We start from the raw sequence: 12,776 nt of genomic DNA, 5'->3' as shown, positions 1-12,776 counted from the left end.
CTTTTTTCTGAACCGTTTCAGGGCTCATCCTTCCGGAAGTAGAGGAGTGCCCCCGCCCCCGCGATGATGAGGGCAAGCAGGCCCGGGATGAGGTGCGCATACGGGATCTCACGGGCCGTGAATCCCCGGCCGGTATCAGCGGCAACCGCCTGTGCCGCGCCGTCCTCGGGTGCCGCGGCAAAGAGCGCATACGCGCTGAAGTGCATGACTTCGGCCGTGACGCTCCGAATCTCCGGGAGGACGGTTGTCGGAACCTCCTCCCAGGTGCCGGCAGACCGGTTGTATCGCTGCACCATGAGCCCGTCCTGCATGCTGCCGTTGTAGACGGCGTCCCACTGCTCTTCTGTGAAGTCGAACGAGAGCGTCGCCGGCGGGGAGAAGGCCGCTCCCTCCGGCCCGGCGGTGCAGGCGTACCCGGAAAAGACGTACGCGCCGGGCGCCGCGGGCACGTCGGCCGCATCGATCGCCGCAAGGGTCACCGCACGAAGCGGATTGCCGGCGGCATCGACAGCCCGGACACCCTCCGCGATCGTGAGGGTCGCGACCCCGTCAGACGAACGGATCCTGGCGACCTGGTCGACGAGGCCGGTCTCCCCGAGGTGGAGGCTGCCGGAGTCGGCTTCACGGGAAGTGGGCTTCGCCGTCACGGTGGGGGTAGGCGTGGGGGTGGGCTTCGGTGTGCTCCAGCCGGAGTTGACCGGGGCGGAGCCGCCGCCACCCCCACCACCACCGCCTCCTCCCCCTCCTCCGCCGCCACCGCCGCCCGCGGGTTTCTGTGTCGGTGTCGGGGTGGCCGTCTGGGTCTGGGTCGGCGTCACGTTAACCGTTGGAGTCGGGGTCACGGTCGGGGTCACGGTCGGGGTCACGGTCGGGGTCACGGTCGGGGTCACGGTCGGGGTTACGGTCGGGGTTACGGTCGGGGTTACGGTTGGGGTCACGGTCGGGGTTACCGTCGGGGTCACGGTTGGGGTGGGAGTTGCGGAATAGACGGTGATGTAGCCGTACTCCGTGTGCGTCGCGCTGGCTCCCGCGTTGTCACAGGTCAGGGAGACGTTATAGACTCCGGGACGATCATAGCGGTGACGCGTGTCCCGTTGTGGCGATGTCTCGCCGTCACCGAAGTCCCAGAGCCAGGCCGTCGCGTAGTCCGGTAAATCACCGTAAAAATAGACCATAAGAGGCGCAGGCCCCGACAACGGTTCCGCGCGGAAATGGATAACCGGCGGTTCCGGGGGATCTACGTGGATGAGATCGGTCTTCGTGACGGTGTCGGACCCGAACGCGTTATGCACCGTGAGCGAGACGGTGTAGTTCCCGGGGATCTCGTAGTAGTGCCACGAATACTGCGAGGTCGAGGTGTTCCCGTCGCCGAAGTCCCATTCCCAGGCGTCCGGATCGCCGGCCGACTGGTCGATGAACCAGACGTTGAGCGCCGCCCCTCCTTCGGTCGGGTCTGCCGAGAACTCCGCCACCGGGGCTGCTCCGTCGAAGTAGGTGAAGGCGTAGATGTCCGAACCTCCCCCGCGGCCGTTCTGCCAGACGACCCGATCGCCGCTGACGGCGGGGTAGAGCTGTTCGGTCGCGGAAGGAATGATCGGCATCTGCCTATCCTTCCCTGCGGCGAGGTCGCAGATGTAAACGTTCCAGATCCCGCTCCGCTTGTCCTCCCAGGCGATGAGGTCTCCGTCGATCGAGGGGGAGACCTGCCATTCGGGATCGTCGGTGATCCTCTGCTCTCCGGCGGCAGGATTGTCGAGATCGAAGAGGTAGATGTCGGGAGCCCCGTTCCGGTAGTCCTCCCAGACGATCCGGCTCCCCGATATCGACGGGTAGGTCTGCCGCCAGTTATCCTGCGTAATCGGCTGCTTATCCCTGTTCCAGATATCGTACAGCCAGATATCTCCATTCCCGGTGCTCTCCTCCCAGACGACATACCTCTCCGAGAGCGCGGGCTTCCATTCGGTCACCGGCGAGCAGGAGAGGAAGGTCTCGCTGCCGGTCTCGATAGTATAGAGGCAGATATCCGTGCTCCCGCCCCGGGCATCGTACCAGATCACATGCTCCCCGTGAACGACGGGCATCCACTGGTCGGCGGGGTCGTCGGTGAGCGCCGTCGTCATGCCGGTCGATAGATCGAAGAGGCTGATGTCCGGGCTCATATTCCGGTTCTCCTCCCAGACGATGTAATCCCCCGAGACGGACGGGTATCTCTGCCCCGTCCCCTCGCCCGCAACCTTCTGGCCGTCGCCGCCGCGGCCGCTCGAATAGTAGATCGACTCTCCGTTCCTGCCGTCTTCCCAGACGACCATATCTCCGTCGATGTCGGGGTGCTCCTGCGATCCTCCAGCGATACAGACCGAAACGATATCCCCCGGGGCGCTCTCACCGGCCAGGGCAGGCGATGCCAGCAATCCGATAACAATGACGGTACAGGCTACAATCAGCGCATTATATTCAGCCATTCTTCTATCACCACGATGAGAACGCCCCCTTCGTCCCATACGATGGTGTCTGTACGCGCGCCGGGGAAACGGAACTCCCCCGGCGGCGTACAAACGGAGATCCTGTGAAATTCCGGAGAATCACCGGGATTCCTCAGGCTAAGGGTTCGCGCGCTGCAGAATAGAATCACCAATATAAATATCTTACCATAAATGCAGGCGGACTGAGAGGGAATGTCAGATTATTATAAAAATTGTGAAATATAGTCCGCCCCGGGCACCGGCAGAGCATACCCGGCAGCACGATCTCGCCGGAGCAACGTCCCCGGGCGCTCAGGCTCCCGCAAGTTCACGGACCTTCGCGATATTCCCGGTATCGTCCCGCCGCCCGTCAACCGGCGTCTCGCAGATGAGAGGGAGGCCGCGGACGGCCGGATGGCGGAGGATATGCCGGAAGCCTTCTTCCCCGATAGAACCGAGCCCGATGTGCTCGTGGCGGTCAAGCCCGCTCCCGAGATCCCCTTTGCAGTCGTTGAGATGGATGATCCGGAGACGGGATAGACCTATCCGCTCGTCGAGTTCTCCCATGACCGCATCGACCCCTTCGGCCGTCCGGAGGTCGTAGCCGGCGGCGAACGCATGGCAGGTATCGAAACAGATCCCGACCCTCTCTTTCGCATCGATCCCGTCCATGATTCGCGAGAGGTCGTCGACGGCCGACCCCACGCTGTTCTTCTCCCCGGCGGTGTTCTCGAGGAGGAGCGTCACGCCGGCATCCCCGGCGTCTTCAAACGCCCGGTTGACGGCGGCAACGACCCGCTCCTGCCCCGCTTCCATCCCGGCGCCGCGGTGGTGCCCGAGATGGGTCACGAGATAAGGTATCCCGAGGAGAGCGCACCGCCGGAGTTCCCCGGCGAGCGACGCGACCGATTTTTCGTAGATCTCGGCATCGGGCGAGGCCGGGTTCGGGAGGTAGGGCATGTGGTCGACGACCGGCCCGATCCCCGCCGCACTCACCGCCGCCCTGAAAGCCCCGGCCACCTCGGGGCCGAGGTCTTTTGTCTTCCAGCCGCGGGGGTTCCTTGAGAAGATCTGAAACGTATCGCAGCCTGCACCAAGGGCCCGCCCGACCGCAAGGTCGATCGAGCCGGCGATGGAGACGTGGCATCCCACCAGCACCATACCGTACCCTCTCGACCGCAAATCGCTTAGGCCTTCCCCCGCCCGATCTCGCAGAGCACCGCCGCCCCGAACTCCCGGGTGCCGGCGGTTCCGCCGAGGTCGGGTGTCCGGATGCCTGCACGGAGCACCCGGTCGACGGCCTCCTCCACGGCCGCCGCGGATGCGGGATCGCCGAGGTGTTCGAGCAGCATCGCTCCGCTCCGGATGGCCGCAATGGGGTTTGCGACGTTTTTGCCCGCGATGTCGGGAGCGCTCCCGTGGACGGGCTCGAAGAGAGCGTGTCGCTCTCCGATATTCGCGCTCGGGAGCAGCCCGAGCCCCCCGACAAGGTAGGCGGCGGCGTCGGAGAGGATGTCGCCGAAGATGTTGGTCGTCACGATGACGTCGTAACGGTCGGGATGCATCAGGAGATCGAGGCAGAGCGCATCGATGTAGCAGAGCGTGCAGGGAACCCCTGCCCGGGCGGCCTCCGCGGTGCAGGCCTCGACGAAGAGGCAGTCCGACTTCAGCACGTTCGCCTTGTTGCCGACGGTGAGGTGGCGGCGGGACTTCGCGAGGGTGCAGGCGTAGCGGGCGATCCGCTCGCTCCCCCGGCGGGAGACGACCCGGACGGTGCAGGCGCGGTCGGGTTCCGTCCACTCGATCCCGGAGTAGAGCCCTTCGGTGTTCTCCCGCACGATGACAACGTCGACTCCCTCGCCCCGGATCGGGCGGACGTTCGCGTAGAGATCGAGAGCACGGCGGATCTGCACGAGAACGCTCCGGTATCCGGGGTCGGGCGGGGTCGTGATTGCCCCGAAGAGGATGGCGTCGGCCGACCGCAGAGCGGCGATCGTCTCCTCGCCGCAGGCGCTTCCGGTTCGCTCCCACCGGCCGTATCCCACCTCGACGTCGAAGAACTCGATGTCCGGACGCACGGCCGCGAGGAGATCGCGGGCGACCGGGATGACCTCGCGCCCGATGCCGTCGCCCTCAACAACCGCTACCTTCACCATTCTGCTTCCTCCACGCGGTTGCGACCGCTCTTGCCGCCTCCGCGATCTCCCACGACGACGCCCCCCAGTGAACCACCGCACCGAAGAGGCCGTTCCAGAGGCCGATGCCGGCTCGCTCGCTCCGGCAGCACCGTGCGATGAACGGCTCGGCCGCAACCGTCTCAAGCGGGCAGATGTTCTCCACCGTAACCCCTTCGCCGTAACGCTCCCGGAGGAGTTCCCGTGCCGTCAGGCACCCCGCCACGCGGTCGCCGGGCCGGAGCGGGTCGGCGTCGACGGTGCGGGGGAACCCGGCCGCCCGGCAGGGGTAAACGTCGGCTTTGATCTCGCGGATGTCCCGGACGTGGTGCTCGAAGACGACCTCAAGGTCGCCGAAGAGCCCGGTTCTCTCGAGGTCGCCGAGCGTGGCCGAGAGGTGCGGGCGGGGCGGGGTGATGTCGTAGACGTGGATGCGGAGGAAGGCCGAGAGGTCCGGGTCGAGCACGAACGTGGTCTGTTCGCCGTGGCCGCAGAAGACAGTGCACCGGTACCCCGACCGCACCGCCTCCTGTACTAAGAATGTTCGATCCTGAACGTTCACGCGTTCCGGGTAGCGGTAGACATCGTCGCCGGAGGCGAGCACCCGGGCCGAGAGGACGTCGCGCATGAGGCCGGTTCCGTTCGGGTCGGTCTCCACCTCAAGCACCTCGGTGCCGTCGGGGGTCTCCCGGACGAGGTATCGCGAGAGGAAGTAGGCCCGTTTCCCGCACGGGGTGCCGTTCACGGACCCGACAAACTTGCAGTGGGGCGGAAAGATCATCGGGACGACCTCCAGTAGGGAACCAGCCCCCCGGCCCGGAGGATGGCGACCATCTTCTCCGAGAGCGGGCGGGCGGGATACCGTCTCCCGTCCACCTCGACCCAACCGCTATCGAGGTCGAAGGCGACGCGGGCGCCGTCGGTGCAGGCGACAGAGGCCTCGATCACCGGCAGGCCGACGTTGACGGCGTTCCGAAAGAAGATCCGGGCGAATGACTCCGCGACGACCGCGACGACACCCGCCTCGCGGAGGGCGACCACCGCCTGTTCGCGGGACGACCCGCACCCCATGTTCCTCCCGGCGACGATGACCGAACCGCTGAGGCGAGGGGCGAGCGCCGGGTCGAGATCCTCGAAGGCGTGCTCCGCCCATACCGAGCGGTCCTTCGTCCGGAGGTAACGGCCGGCGATGATGAGATCGGTGTCGATGTCGCGCCCGAGACAGATTGCCGGCCCGGCACCCTGCATCACGCCACCTCCGGCACGGTGATCTCCCCCGCAAGTGCGCTCGCTGCGGCGGTGGCGACCGACGAGAGGTAGATATCGCCGCCCACGCCCATCCGGTTCTTGAAGTTCCGGTTGGCGGTGGAGAGGCAGACCTCCCCCTCCCCGAGCACCCCGGCATGCGCCCCGAGGCACGGCCCGCATCCCGGCGATCCGACGACGCAGCCCGCATCCACGATCTCGGCGAGGACGCCGGTGGCGATTGCCCGGGCAAGCACCGCCCGCGAGGCGGGGATCACCAGGGTGCGGACGGCCACCTTCTTCCCCCGGACGATCCGGGCGAACCGGGCAAGGTCCTCGTAGCGGCCGTTCGTGCAGGTTCCGACGAAGACCTGGTCGAGGTGCGTCCCCGCGACCTCCTCCGCCTCCCGGACGGTATCCACCCGGTGCGGAACCGCGACGAGGGGCACGATCTCGTCGAGATCGATCCCGACCGTCCGTTCATAGCAGCAGTCCTCCGGCACCTGGGGCGATGCCGTGACCCCGTAGTCCGCGAGGTAGCGGATGGTGACCGGATCGGCGTAGAAGATCCCCGTCTTCGCCCCCGTCTCGACCGCCATGTTCGAGAGGGTCAGCCGCCCGTCCATCGAGATCGTCGCCGCCCCGTCGCCCACGAACTCCAGCGCCCGGTAGGTCGCCCCCTCCATCCCGAGTTCCGCGACGTAGGCGAGGGCGAGGTCTTTCGGCTCCGCAGCACCGGAGAGTTGTCCGGAAAGGTCGAGCGCAATCGTCTCCGGGACGCGGAACCACGTCTCCCCCGAGGCCCAGATCGCCGCCATATCGGTCGCTCCCACCCCGGTGGCGAACGCGCCGAAGGCGCCGAGGGTGCAGGTGTGGGAGTCGGCGCCGACGACGATCGTGCCGGGCCGGACGACCCCTTCACTCATCACCTGGTGGCAGATCCCGCCGCCGGCATCCGAGAGCGCGATCCCCGCTACCCGGGCGTACTCACGAAGCTCGGCCTGGAGCGTCGCCGTCGTCCCGGTGTTCGCCGGGACGATGTGGTCGAAGACGAGCCGGAGGCGGTCGGGGTGCGGGAGCCGCTCCACCCCCATCTCCCGGAGCGCTTCCCGGGCGAGGACGCCGGTTCCGTCGTGGGCGAAGGCGATATCGACCTCGCGGTCGACATACGTTCCCGCCGGTGCCCCGAGGATCGCTTCGGAGAGCGTGCTCACTGGACGATCCCCTCCTTTGCCGCCCGCAGGAGGCTGCAGAGCACCTCGCGGGTGACGCTGCACTTCCCTTCGCTCTTCTGTTTCACCTGCTCGAGCACCCACCGCGCCTCGTCGTCGGAGAGGTCGAACCCGTAAGCCTTCGCGACGTGTTCGAGCGCCCGCTTCCCCGTATGCTTCCCGAGGACGAAACGCCGCTCGCCGCCCACCAGTTCCGGCGGGACGTACTCGTAGGTCGTCGGATCGCAGAGGATCGCGGCGATGTGGATGCCGCTCTCGTGGGCAAAGGCGTTCTCGCCGACGATCGGCCGGGTGCGTTCCGGGGCAACGCCTGAAGCCCGGGCGACCAGGCGCGAGATCTCCTGCAGGCGGGTAAGATCGTAGCGGTCGACGCCGCCCTTCAGCCGCAGGACGGCGAGCACCTGTTCGAGTGCCGCGTTGCCCGCACGCTCCCCGATACCGTTGACGGTGGTGTGGAGCTGGAACGCCCCGGCGGCCGCGGCCGTGATGGTGTTCGCCGTCGCAAGCCCGAGGTCGTTGTGGCAGTGGATGCAGAGCGGAAGCGGGGCGGCGTCGAGGAGACGGGTGACGACCGCGTGCGTCTCGAGCGGCGTGAGGCAGCCGACAGTATCGGCGAAACTGACGAGGTTCGCGCCGCGCTCGACGCCGCGGGTATACATCTCGATGAGAAACGCCGGATCGGTTCGCGAAGCGTCTTCGGCGGCGAACCGCACCTGCACGCCGTGGTCGGCGGCGAACTCCACCATGTCGAGAGCGCCGTCGAGCACCTCCTCGCGTGGTTTATGGTACTTGTGCCGGATGTGGAGGTCCGAGGTCGCGAAGAATATGCTGACCATATCCACGTCGCAGTCGAGCGCCGCCTCGATATCGGGCTTGAGCGCCCGTGCGAGGCAGCAGACCCGGGCAGAGAGGCCGCTTCCGGCGATCGCCGCGACGCACTCCTTCTCCGCCGCGGAGACCACGGGAAACCCGGCCTCGATCACCTCCACGCCGATCTCGTCGAGTAGTTGTGCAATCGCCGTCTTCTCATCACGGGTAAACGAGACGCCGGGAGTCTGCTCCCCGTCTCGCAGCGTTACGTCACAGATCTCGATATGCCACGGTTTCATGGGTCTCACCTTCTGGGCAGGCGCCTTCGATAACCACCGTCCGGGGGCCGTCATCCGGGAGGACGAGAGCCCGGCGAAGCGCCCCGATATCGTCTGCGGCACAGACGACCGGGTTCGCCCAGGCGATGTAGCGAAGGATCTCGGGGACGGGGTGACCGCCAGTCATCCCCATCCGGTTGTTCGCAAAGACGATACAGAGGAGCGGGAGTTTGCGTTCGTAGACGTCGATGAGGGCGTTCAGGCCCGAATGCAGGAGCGCGTAGTCGCCGGTGAGCGCGACACCCGGCCCGGTCGCGGCCACGGCGACCGACGAGCCGAGGCCGTAGGTGGCGATGCCGATGCGGTACGGCGGGTTCATCGCGAGGATCGCGCACCCGGCGTCGCAGGCCGCCCGGAGTTTGCGTTCGCGGAGGATGGCGAGGGCCGGGTGGAACGGGCAGTTCCGGCAGAACGTCCGGTAGCGGCCCCGGGTGGAGAACCGTTCCGGCTCTCCGGCGGGTTCGGGTGGAACGAGCAGCCGGTGCTCCCGGAGGAAGGGGCGGCCGGTCTCGTGGAGCGAGGCGAGCATCTCCGGGGCGGCCGGCGGCGGGTAGACGGTGACGGCACGGGATCTACCGCCCGAGAACCGGTTGAGGGGAGAGGAACGCGACCAGGCAAACATCTCTGCCGTCCGGCGGTCGGCCATCAGCGCCCGGCCGGCCATCGTGAGCCCGGGGTCGGCGAGGCATCCCTCCCGGCGCCGCCGGGGAGGGGCGAGAGGTTCGGGCACGTCCGCACCCAGGAAGGCGGGCGTGACCCTGACGATGGCGACCCTCGAGAAGGTCTCCGACGCCTCGAACGCCGCATCGACGGCAAGGCCGAGCGTCTCGCCGTCGGGCTCCAGCACCGGAACCCGGGCCACCTCGCCGTAGTAGCGGGAGTCCTGCACGACGTCTGAAGCCGCCGCACCGACGTCGTCGGCGGCGACGATGACGACGCCCGACCGGAGTCCCTGGGCGGTGGCGTGCACGAGCGGGTCGGCGCAGGCGTTGAGGCCGACGTGCTTGACGAAGACGGCAGCCCTCCGGCCGGAGAGCGAGTCGCCGAGGGCGTACTCGAGCGCCGTCTTCTCGTTGACGGTGTTCGAGGCCCCCGCCAGGGCGGCAACCTCCGATACCGGGTAGCCGGGGACGGCGTAGCACCGGTCCGCCGACTGCCGGATCGCCCGGGCGAGCGCTTCGGCGCCCTTCATGCGTCCCTCCCCGGCGTGAGATCGCAGCCGGTGCATGCCGCACACATCGTCAGCGCCCGGCAGGGGTCGAGCCCGGCCCGGCGGAGGATCCTCCCGTGAACCTCGAAGAGCGAAAGCAGCCGTTCGGCGGAGGGGCGGGACATACCCGCAAGAGACGCCGCCGGGGTGAGCGGGCGGAGAACCGGGATGACACCGCCGGCGGCGAGGTCTTCCATCACCCGCTCCAGGTCTTCGTCGGTCTCCCCGAGGCCGACGATGACGTTCGAGTAGACCCTCCCCCGCCCGAAGAGCGCGACGGAGGACGAGAGCGATTCCCGGATCCCCTCCCACGAGAGCCCGGGGCACATCTCGCGGAAGAGTTCGGGCGTCGCCGTCTCGATGTTGAACTTCACCTCGACAACGCCGAGCGCGTGAAGCCGGGCCGGGGTTTCGGGGCAGGGGTAGACCGAGACGCCGATGGGTAGACCGAACGAGCGGAGCGCCGCAACGACCTCGAGGACGTACGCCTCCTCCTCCTCGATCGAGGAGGCGACGCCGCTCGTGATCGAGACGGCATCGATCCGGTCGGCGACGCTCTCGACCATCCGGACGATCTCGTCGACTCCCTTCCGCCGGCCGGGGAGTTCCGGCACCGGGCAGTAGCGGCAGTGGAAGATGCACGTCCCGCTGACCGTGATGTAGGCCTGGCGGGGACAGTGGAGGGCGGCAGGTTCGAGCCGGCCGGCGACGGTTTCGCCGTCGATGAGGAGGTCGGCGGCGCCGGCACCCCGGTGGACTACCTCGATGGGGCTGTTATCATCGATGCCGGCACGGACGCGCCGGCCGGGGACGGAAGGCCGGCCGCCGCCGGGGGAGAAGAAGAGGGAGCCGGGCGTGCCGGCCGAGGGGCCCGCGGCGGAGCGGGATACGTATTCGTCCGAAGGCTCGCCGGAGAGGCGAACGGAGCCTGTCTCGAGCACCCGGGCTTTCAGCCGCTTCCATTCCATAGCGCCAGCGCCTCCTCATATCGCGTGAAAAACGGGATCGCCGCAACCGCCCCGATCACGCCCCGGCCGTTCATGACGACGGAGAGACGTTCGGAGTCAAGGGCGGCAAGATCGTCCGCGGAGACCTCGCCCCGCTTCACGCGGTAGCCGAACTCTTCAAGCGGCGAAGGATCGAACCCCCGCCAGACCGCCATCCCGGTCTCGTCCGAGAGGGTGTACTCTTCGAGGAGATCCCGGTAGTTTCTGATCAGCCCGGCAGGATCGGAAGTGGCGAACTCGCAGGCGATGGCGACGCAGTTCTTGGTCCGGTAGGGGACAGGATAGAGCTGAACGATGGTATGGGAGAGGTAGCGCGAACGGTCGTCCTCGACGGCCCGGGCGATGTTGTGCGCAAGCGTCCAGGTGGCGCCCTCTTCGGGAGTGTCGGTGTCGTCGATCCCGACGATCACCCGCTCACGCCGGGGGAGCCAGACGGTCGAGCCCGCGAGCCGCCCTCCGCCGGCAGGGTCGCTCACGCAGCGGGCGACGCCCGGGGCTTCGGCACGGCAGACCGACGCCCCCACGCCCCCGCCGCCGAGGCCGCGGTAGGTGACGGCAATCTCGCCCTCTTCGACGGCGACGGCGGCGATCCCCGCCGGGAAGACCGAGCCCTCGAGCGCGAGGTCGGCGCTCCCGGTCGAGAGGAGGTAGCGGTTGGTCGACCCAACCGTGCGGACGGAACGGACGAGCGGGCTTTGCGCATAGTGCCGCTTCACCCACATCGCGCCGCCGGTGCAGTCGAAGAACTCGACGAGTTCCACCTGCCCGCCGCTCTCGTCGGCGACCGCCACGATCTGAGGATACCGTATCGTATACGGACTAGAGAGTCTCTCCATACAGTCCTGCCGCCTCAACGCCCTTGTTCCCCCAGAGAACGGCACCCAGAGCTCCGATTCTGCCCTTCCGCCCGGTCGAGTCGATGAACCGGACGCCCATCCGTGCCGCCTCCGCCTCCGCGTCGTCGACCGTCAGAAGCTCGGTCTTGACCCTTTTCGCGTAGGGCGATTCTTCGGCAAACGCAATCCCGCGGTAGACGGCGATGCCGGTATCGTTGCTGACCGCTTCGGACTCGATGAAATCGCGGACGTATTCGAGGAGTTCGTCCACCTTCCCCGGACGGACGGCGAAGTTCAGGGCCGACCCGACGCAGTTGGTGGTCTTCTTCGGAACCGCGGGGTTCAGCTGCACGAGGCGCATATCCAGGTACTCGACCCCCGGGATCGTGCAGGCCTCGGCGCACTTGAGCGCGAGCACCCAGGTGGCGCCCTCCTCGCGGGTATCGGTGTCGTCGATCCCGATCGTCACCTTCTCATACAGCGGCGATACGATCCGCACCCGGCAGACCCGGGCGCCGCCGATCCTGAGATCGTCTTCGGTAGGATACTCCGCCCGGATCACGCCCGGCGCCTGCGGCAGGCAGGCGGCGACGCCGACGCCCGCCCCCGCGATGCCCGACCAGGTCGTCACCACTTCGTCTCCGACGACCTCGACACCCTCGAGTGCCTGGCCGCCGATCTCCTGGCCGGCAGCCCCGAACTTCGCGGGGGATACGCCCAGGCGGGCGAGCATCGTCATCGTCGTGCCCTCGACGTGGCAGGACTCGACCGCGCCCTTCGCCCGCACCCGGTTCGCCGCGTCCCACTCGATCGTCCCCCGGGCCCGGCAGTGCTCGCGGATCTCCGCGAGACCGGCGTTCTGGTCGACCATGGCGAGGAACTTCATCGAGAACAACCGCCCGAACCGGGCCCTGACTTCATCGGGTGTGAGCGTAATCATGATGTCACCGAAATAATCGTTAACAAGAATGTCGTTGATAACGGTATTTAAGGGGATCGATCGGGAGGGAGCGGGTGAGCCGGAGCGGGCTTTGGTGGGGTGGCGAGAGGGGAAAGGGGGGTTATTCCACGCAGTTGAGGGGAGCCGGGCGAGGGGTGTGAGATCTGCAGGGGCTGGTTCATTAGCAGGGGCGGTGGGGTGGTGGAAGTGCCGGGAGGGGAACCCGGGGAGCAAACGATTCGAATTCCAGACGATCAGTCTATCGTGTCCTCACCAGTTGCAAGCCCCACCCACGGCTTTCCAGTGGATATCACACCTTCGGTGCTCATGCTCCGTTCCTGCCGGAACATCGCTTATCGCCATGACTGCCCCCCTGGGGGCGGGCCGAAGGCCGGGCGAGGTGCGACGGACGGGACGTCCGGAGTTCGAGAAGACCACGGGTCTTCGAGTGGGGGCTACAGATGTCCTTTTTCCGAGAAACAGGGGAGGGGGGATGCTCCCCCCTCCCCGTCAGCCCCACCC

11 protein-coding genes are annotated in these 12,776 nt (G+C 67.4%); all 11 read right to left on the bottom strand.

Features of this window, described 5'->3' with window-relative positions:
• Window positions 1-17: 17 nt before the first annotated feature.
• The gene (locus tag MCUHO_RS05440) at window positions 18-2,462 is read right to left on the bottom strand and encodes a PKD domain-containing protein (RefSeq protein WP_067074833.1); all 2,445 of its coding nucleotides are present in this window, start codon (window positions 2,460-2,462) and stop codon (window positions 18-20) included.
• 312 nt (window positions 2,463-2,774) lie between these two features.
• Window positions 2,775-3,623, bottom strand: coding sequence for a deoxyribonuclease IV (locus MCUHO_RS05435; protein WP_067074830.1), 849 nt, complete (start codon window positions 3,621-3,623; stop codon window positions 2,775-2,777).
• Window positions 3,624-3,649: 26 nt separating this feature from the next.
• Complete coding sequence (locus tag MCUHO_RS05430; RefSeq protein ID WP_067076130.1) at window positions 3,650-4,618, bottom strand: isocitrate/isopropylmalate dehydrogenase family protein; 969 nt, start codon at window positions 4,616-4,618, stop codon at window positions 3,650-3,652.
• Window positions 4,596-5,417, bottom strand: coding sequence for a DUF7714 family protein (locus MCUHO_RS05425; RefSeq protein ID WP_067074826.1), 822 nt, complete (start codon window positions 5,415-5,417; stop codon window positions 4,596-4,598). Before MCUHO_RS05425 ends, MCUHO_RS05430 begins: the two co-directional genes overlap by 23 nt.
• Window positions 5,414-5,884, bottom strand: a complete 471-nt coding sequence (locus tag MCUHO_RS05420; RefSeq protein ID WP_067074822.1) for a LeuD/DmdB family oxidoreductase small subunit — start codon at window positions 5,882-5,884, stop codon at window positions 5,414-5,416. The genes MCUHO_RS05425 and MCUHO_RS05420 overlap by 4 nt, the downstream gene beginning before the upstream one ends.
• Window positions 5,884-7,095: an aconitase/3-isopropylmalate dehydratase large subunit family protein gene (locus tag MCUHO_RS05415; RefSeq protein ID WP_067074819.1), complete on the bottom strand. Its 1,212-nt coding sequence runs from the start codon at window positions 7,093-7,095 to the stop codon at window positions 5,884-5,886. The genes MCUHO_RS05420 and MCUHO_RS05415 overlap by 1 nt, the downstream gene beginning before the upstream one ends.
• Window positions 7,092-8,222 (bottom strand): homocitrate synthase family protein, encoded by a 1,131-nt coding sequence (locus MCUHO_RS05410; protein ID WP_067074816.1) that lies wholly within the window; start codon window positions 8,220-8,222, stop codon window positions 7,092-7,094. Before MCUHO_RS05410 ends, MCUHO_RS05415 begins: the two co-directional genes overlap by 4 nt.
• Window positions 8,194-9,453 (bottom strand): thiamine pyrophosphate-dependent enzyme, encoded by a 1,260-nt coding sequence (locus tag MCUHO_RS05405; protein ID WP_067074813.1) that lies wholly within the window; start codon window positions 9,451-9,453, stop codon window positions 8,194-8,196. Before MCUHO_RS05405 ends, MCUHO_RS05410 begins: the two co-directional genes overlap by 29 nt.
• Complete coding sequence (locus MCUHO_RS05400) at window positions 9,450-10,439, bottom strand: radical SAM protein (protein WP_067074811.1); 990 nt, start codon at window positions 10,437-10,439, stop codon at window positions 9,450-9,452. Before MCUHO_RS05400 ends, MCUHO_RS05405 begins: the two co-directional genes overlap by 4 nt.
• Window positions 10,421-11,314, bottom strand: a complete 894-nt coding sequence (mmp11, locus tag MCUHO_RS05395; protein WP_067074807.1) for a methanogenesis marker protein 11 — start codon at window positions 11,312-11,314, stop codon at window positions 10,421-10,423. Before mmp11 ends, MCUHO_RS05400 begins: the two co-directional genes overlap by 19 nt.
• Entirely contained in the window at window positions 11,298-12,254 is a 957-nt protein-coding gene (locus tag MCUHO_RS05390; protein ID WP_067074803.1) for a tRNA(Ile)(2)-agmatinylcytidine synthase, read from the bottom strand. Before MCUHO_RS05390 ends, mmp11 begins: the two co-directional genes overlap by 17 nt.
• Window positions 12,255-12,776: the final 522 nt, after the last annotated feature.

This window comes from Methanoculleus horonobensis, assembly GCF_001602375.1.
Taxonomy (GTDB): Archaea; Halobacteriota; Methanomicrobia; order Methanomicrobiales; family Methanoculleaceae; genus Methanoculleus; species Methanoculleus horonobensis.
This window is presented reverse-complemented; position numbering and strand designations above follow the sequence as displayed.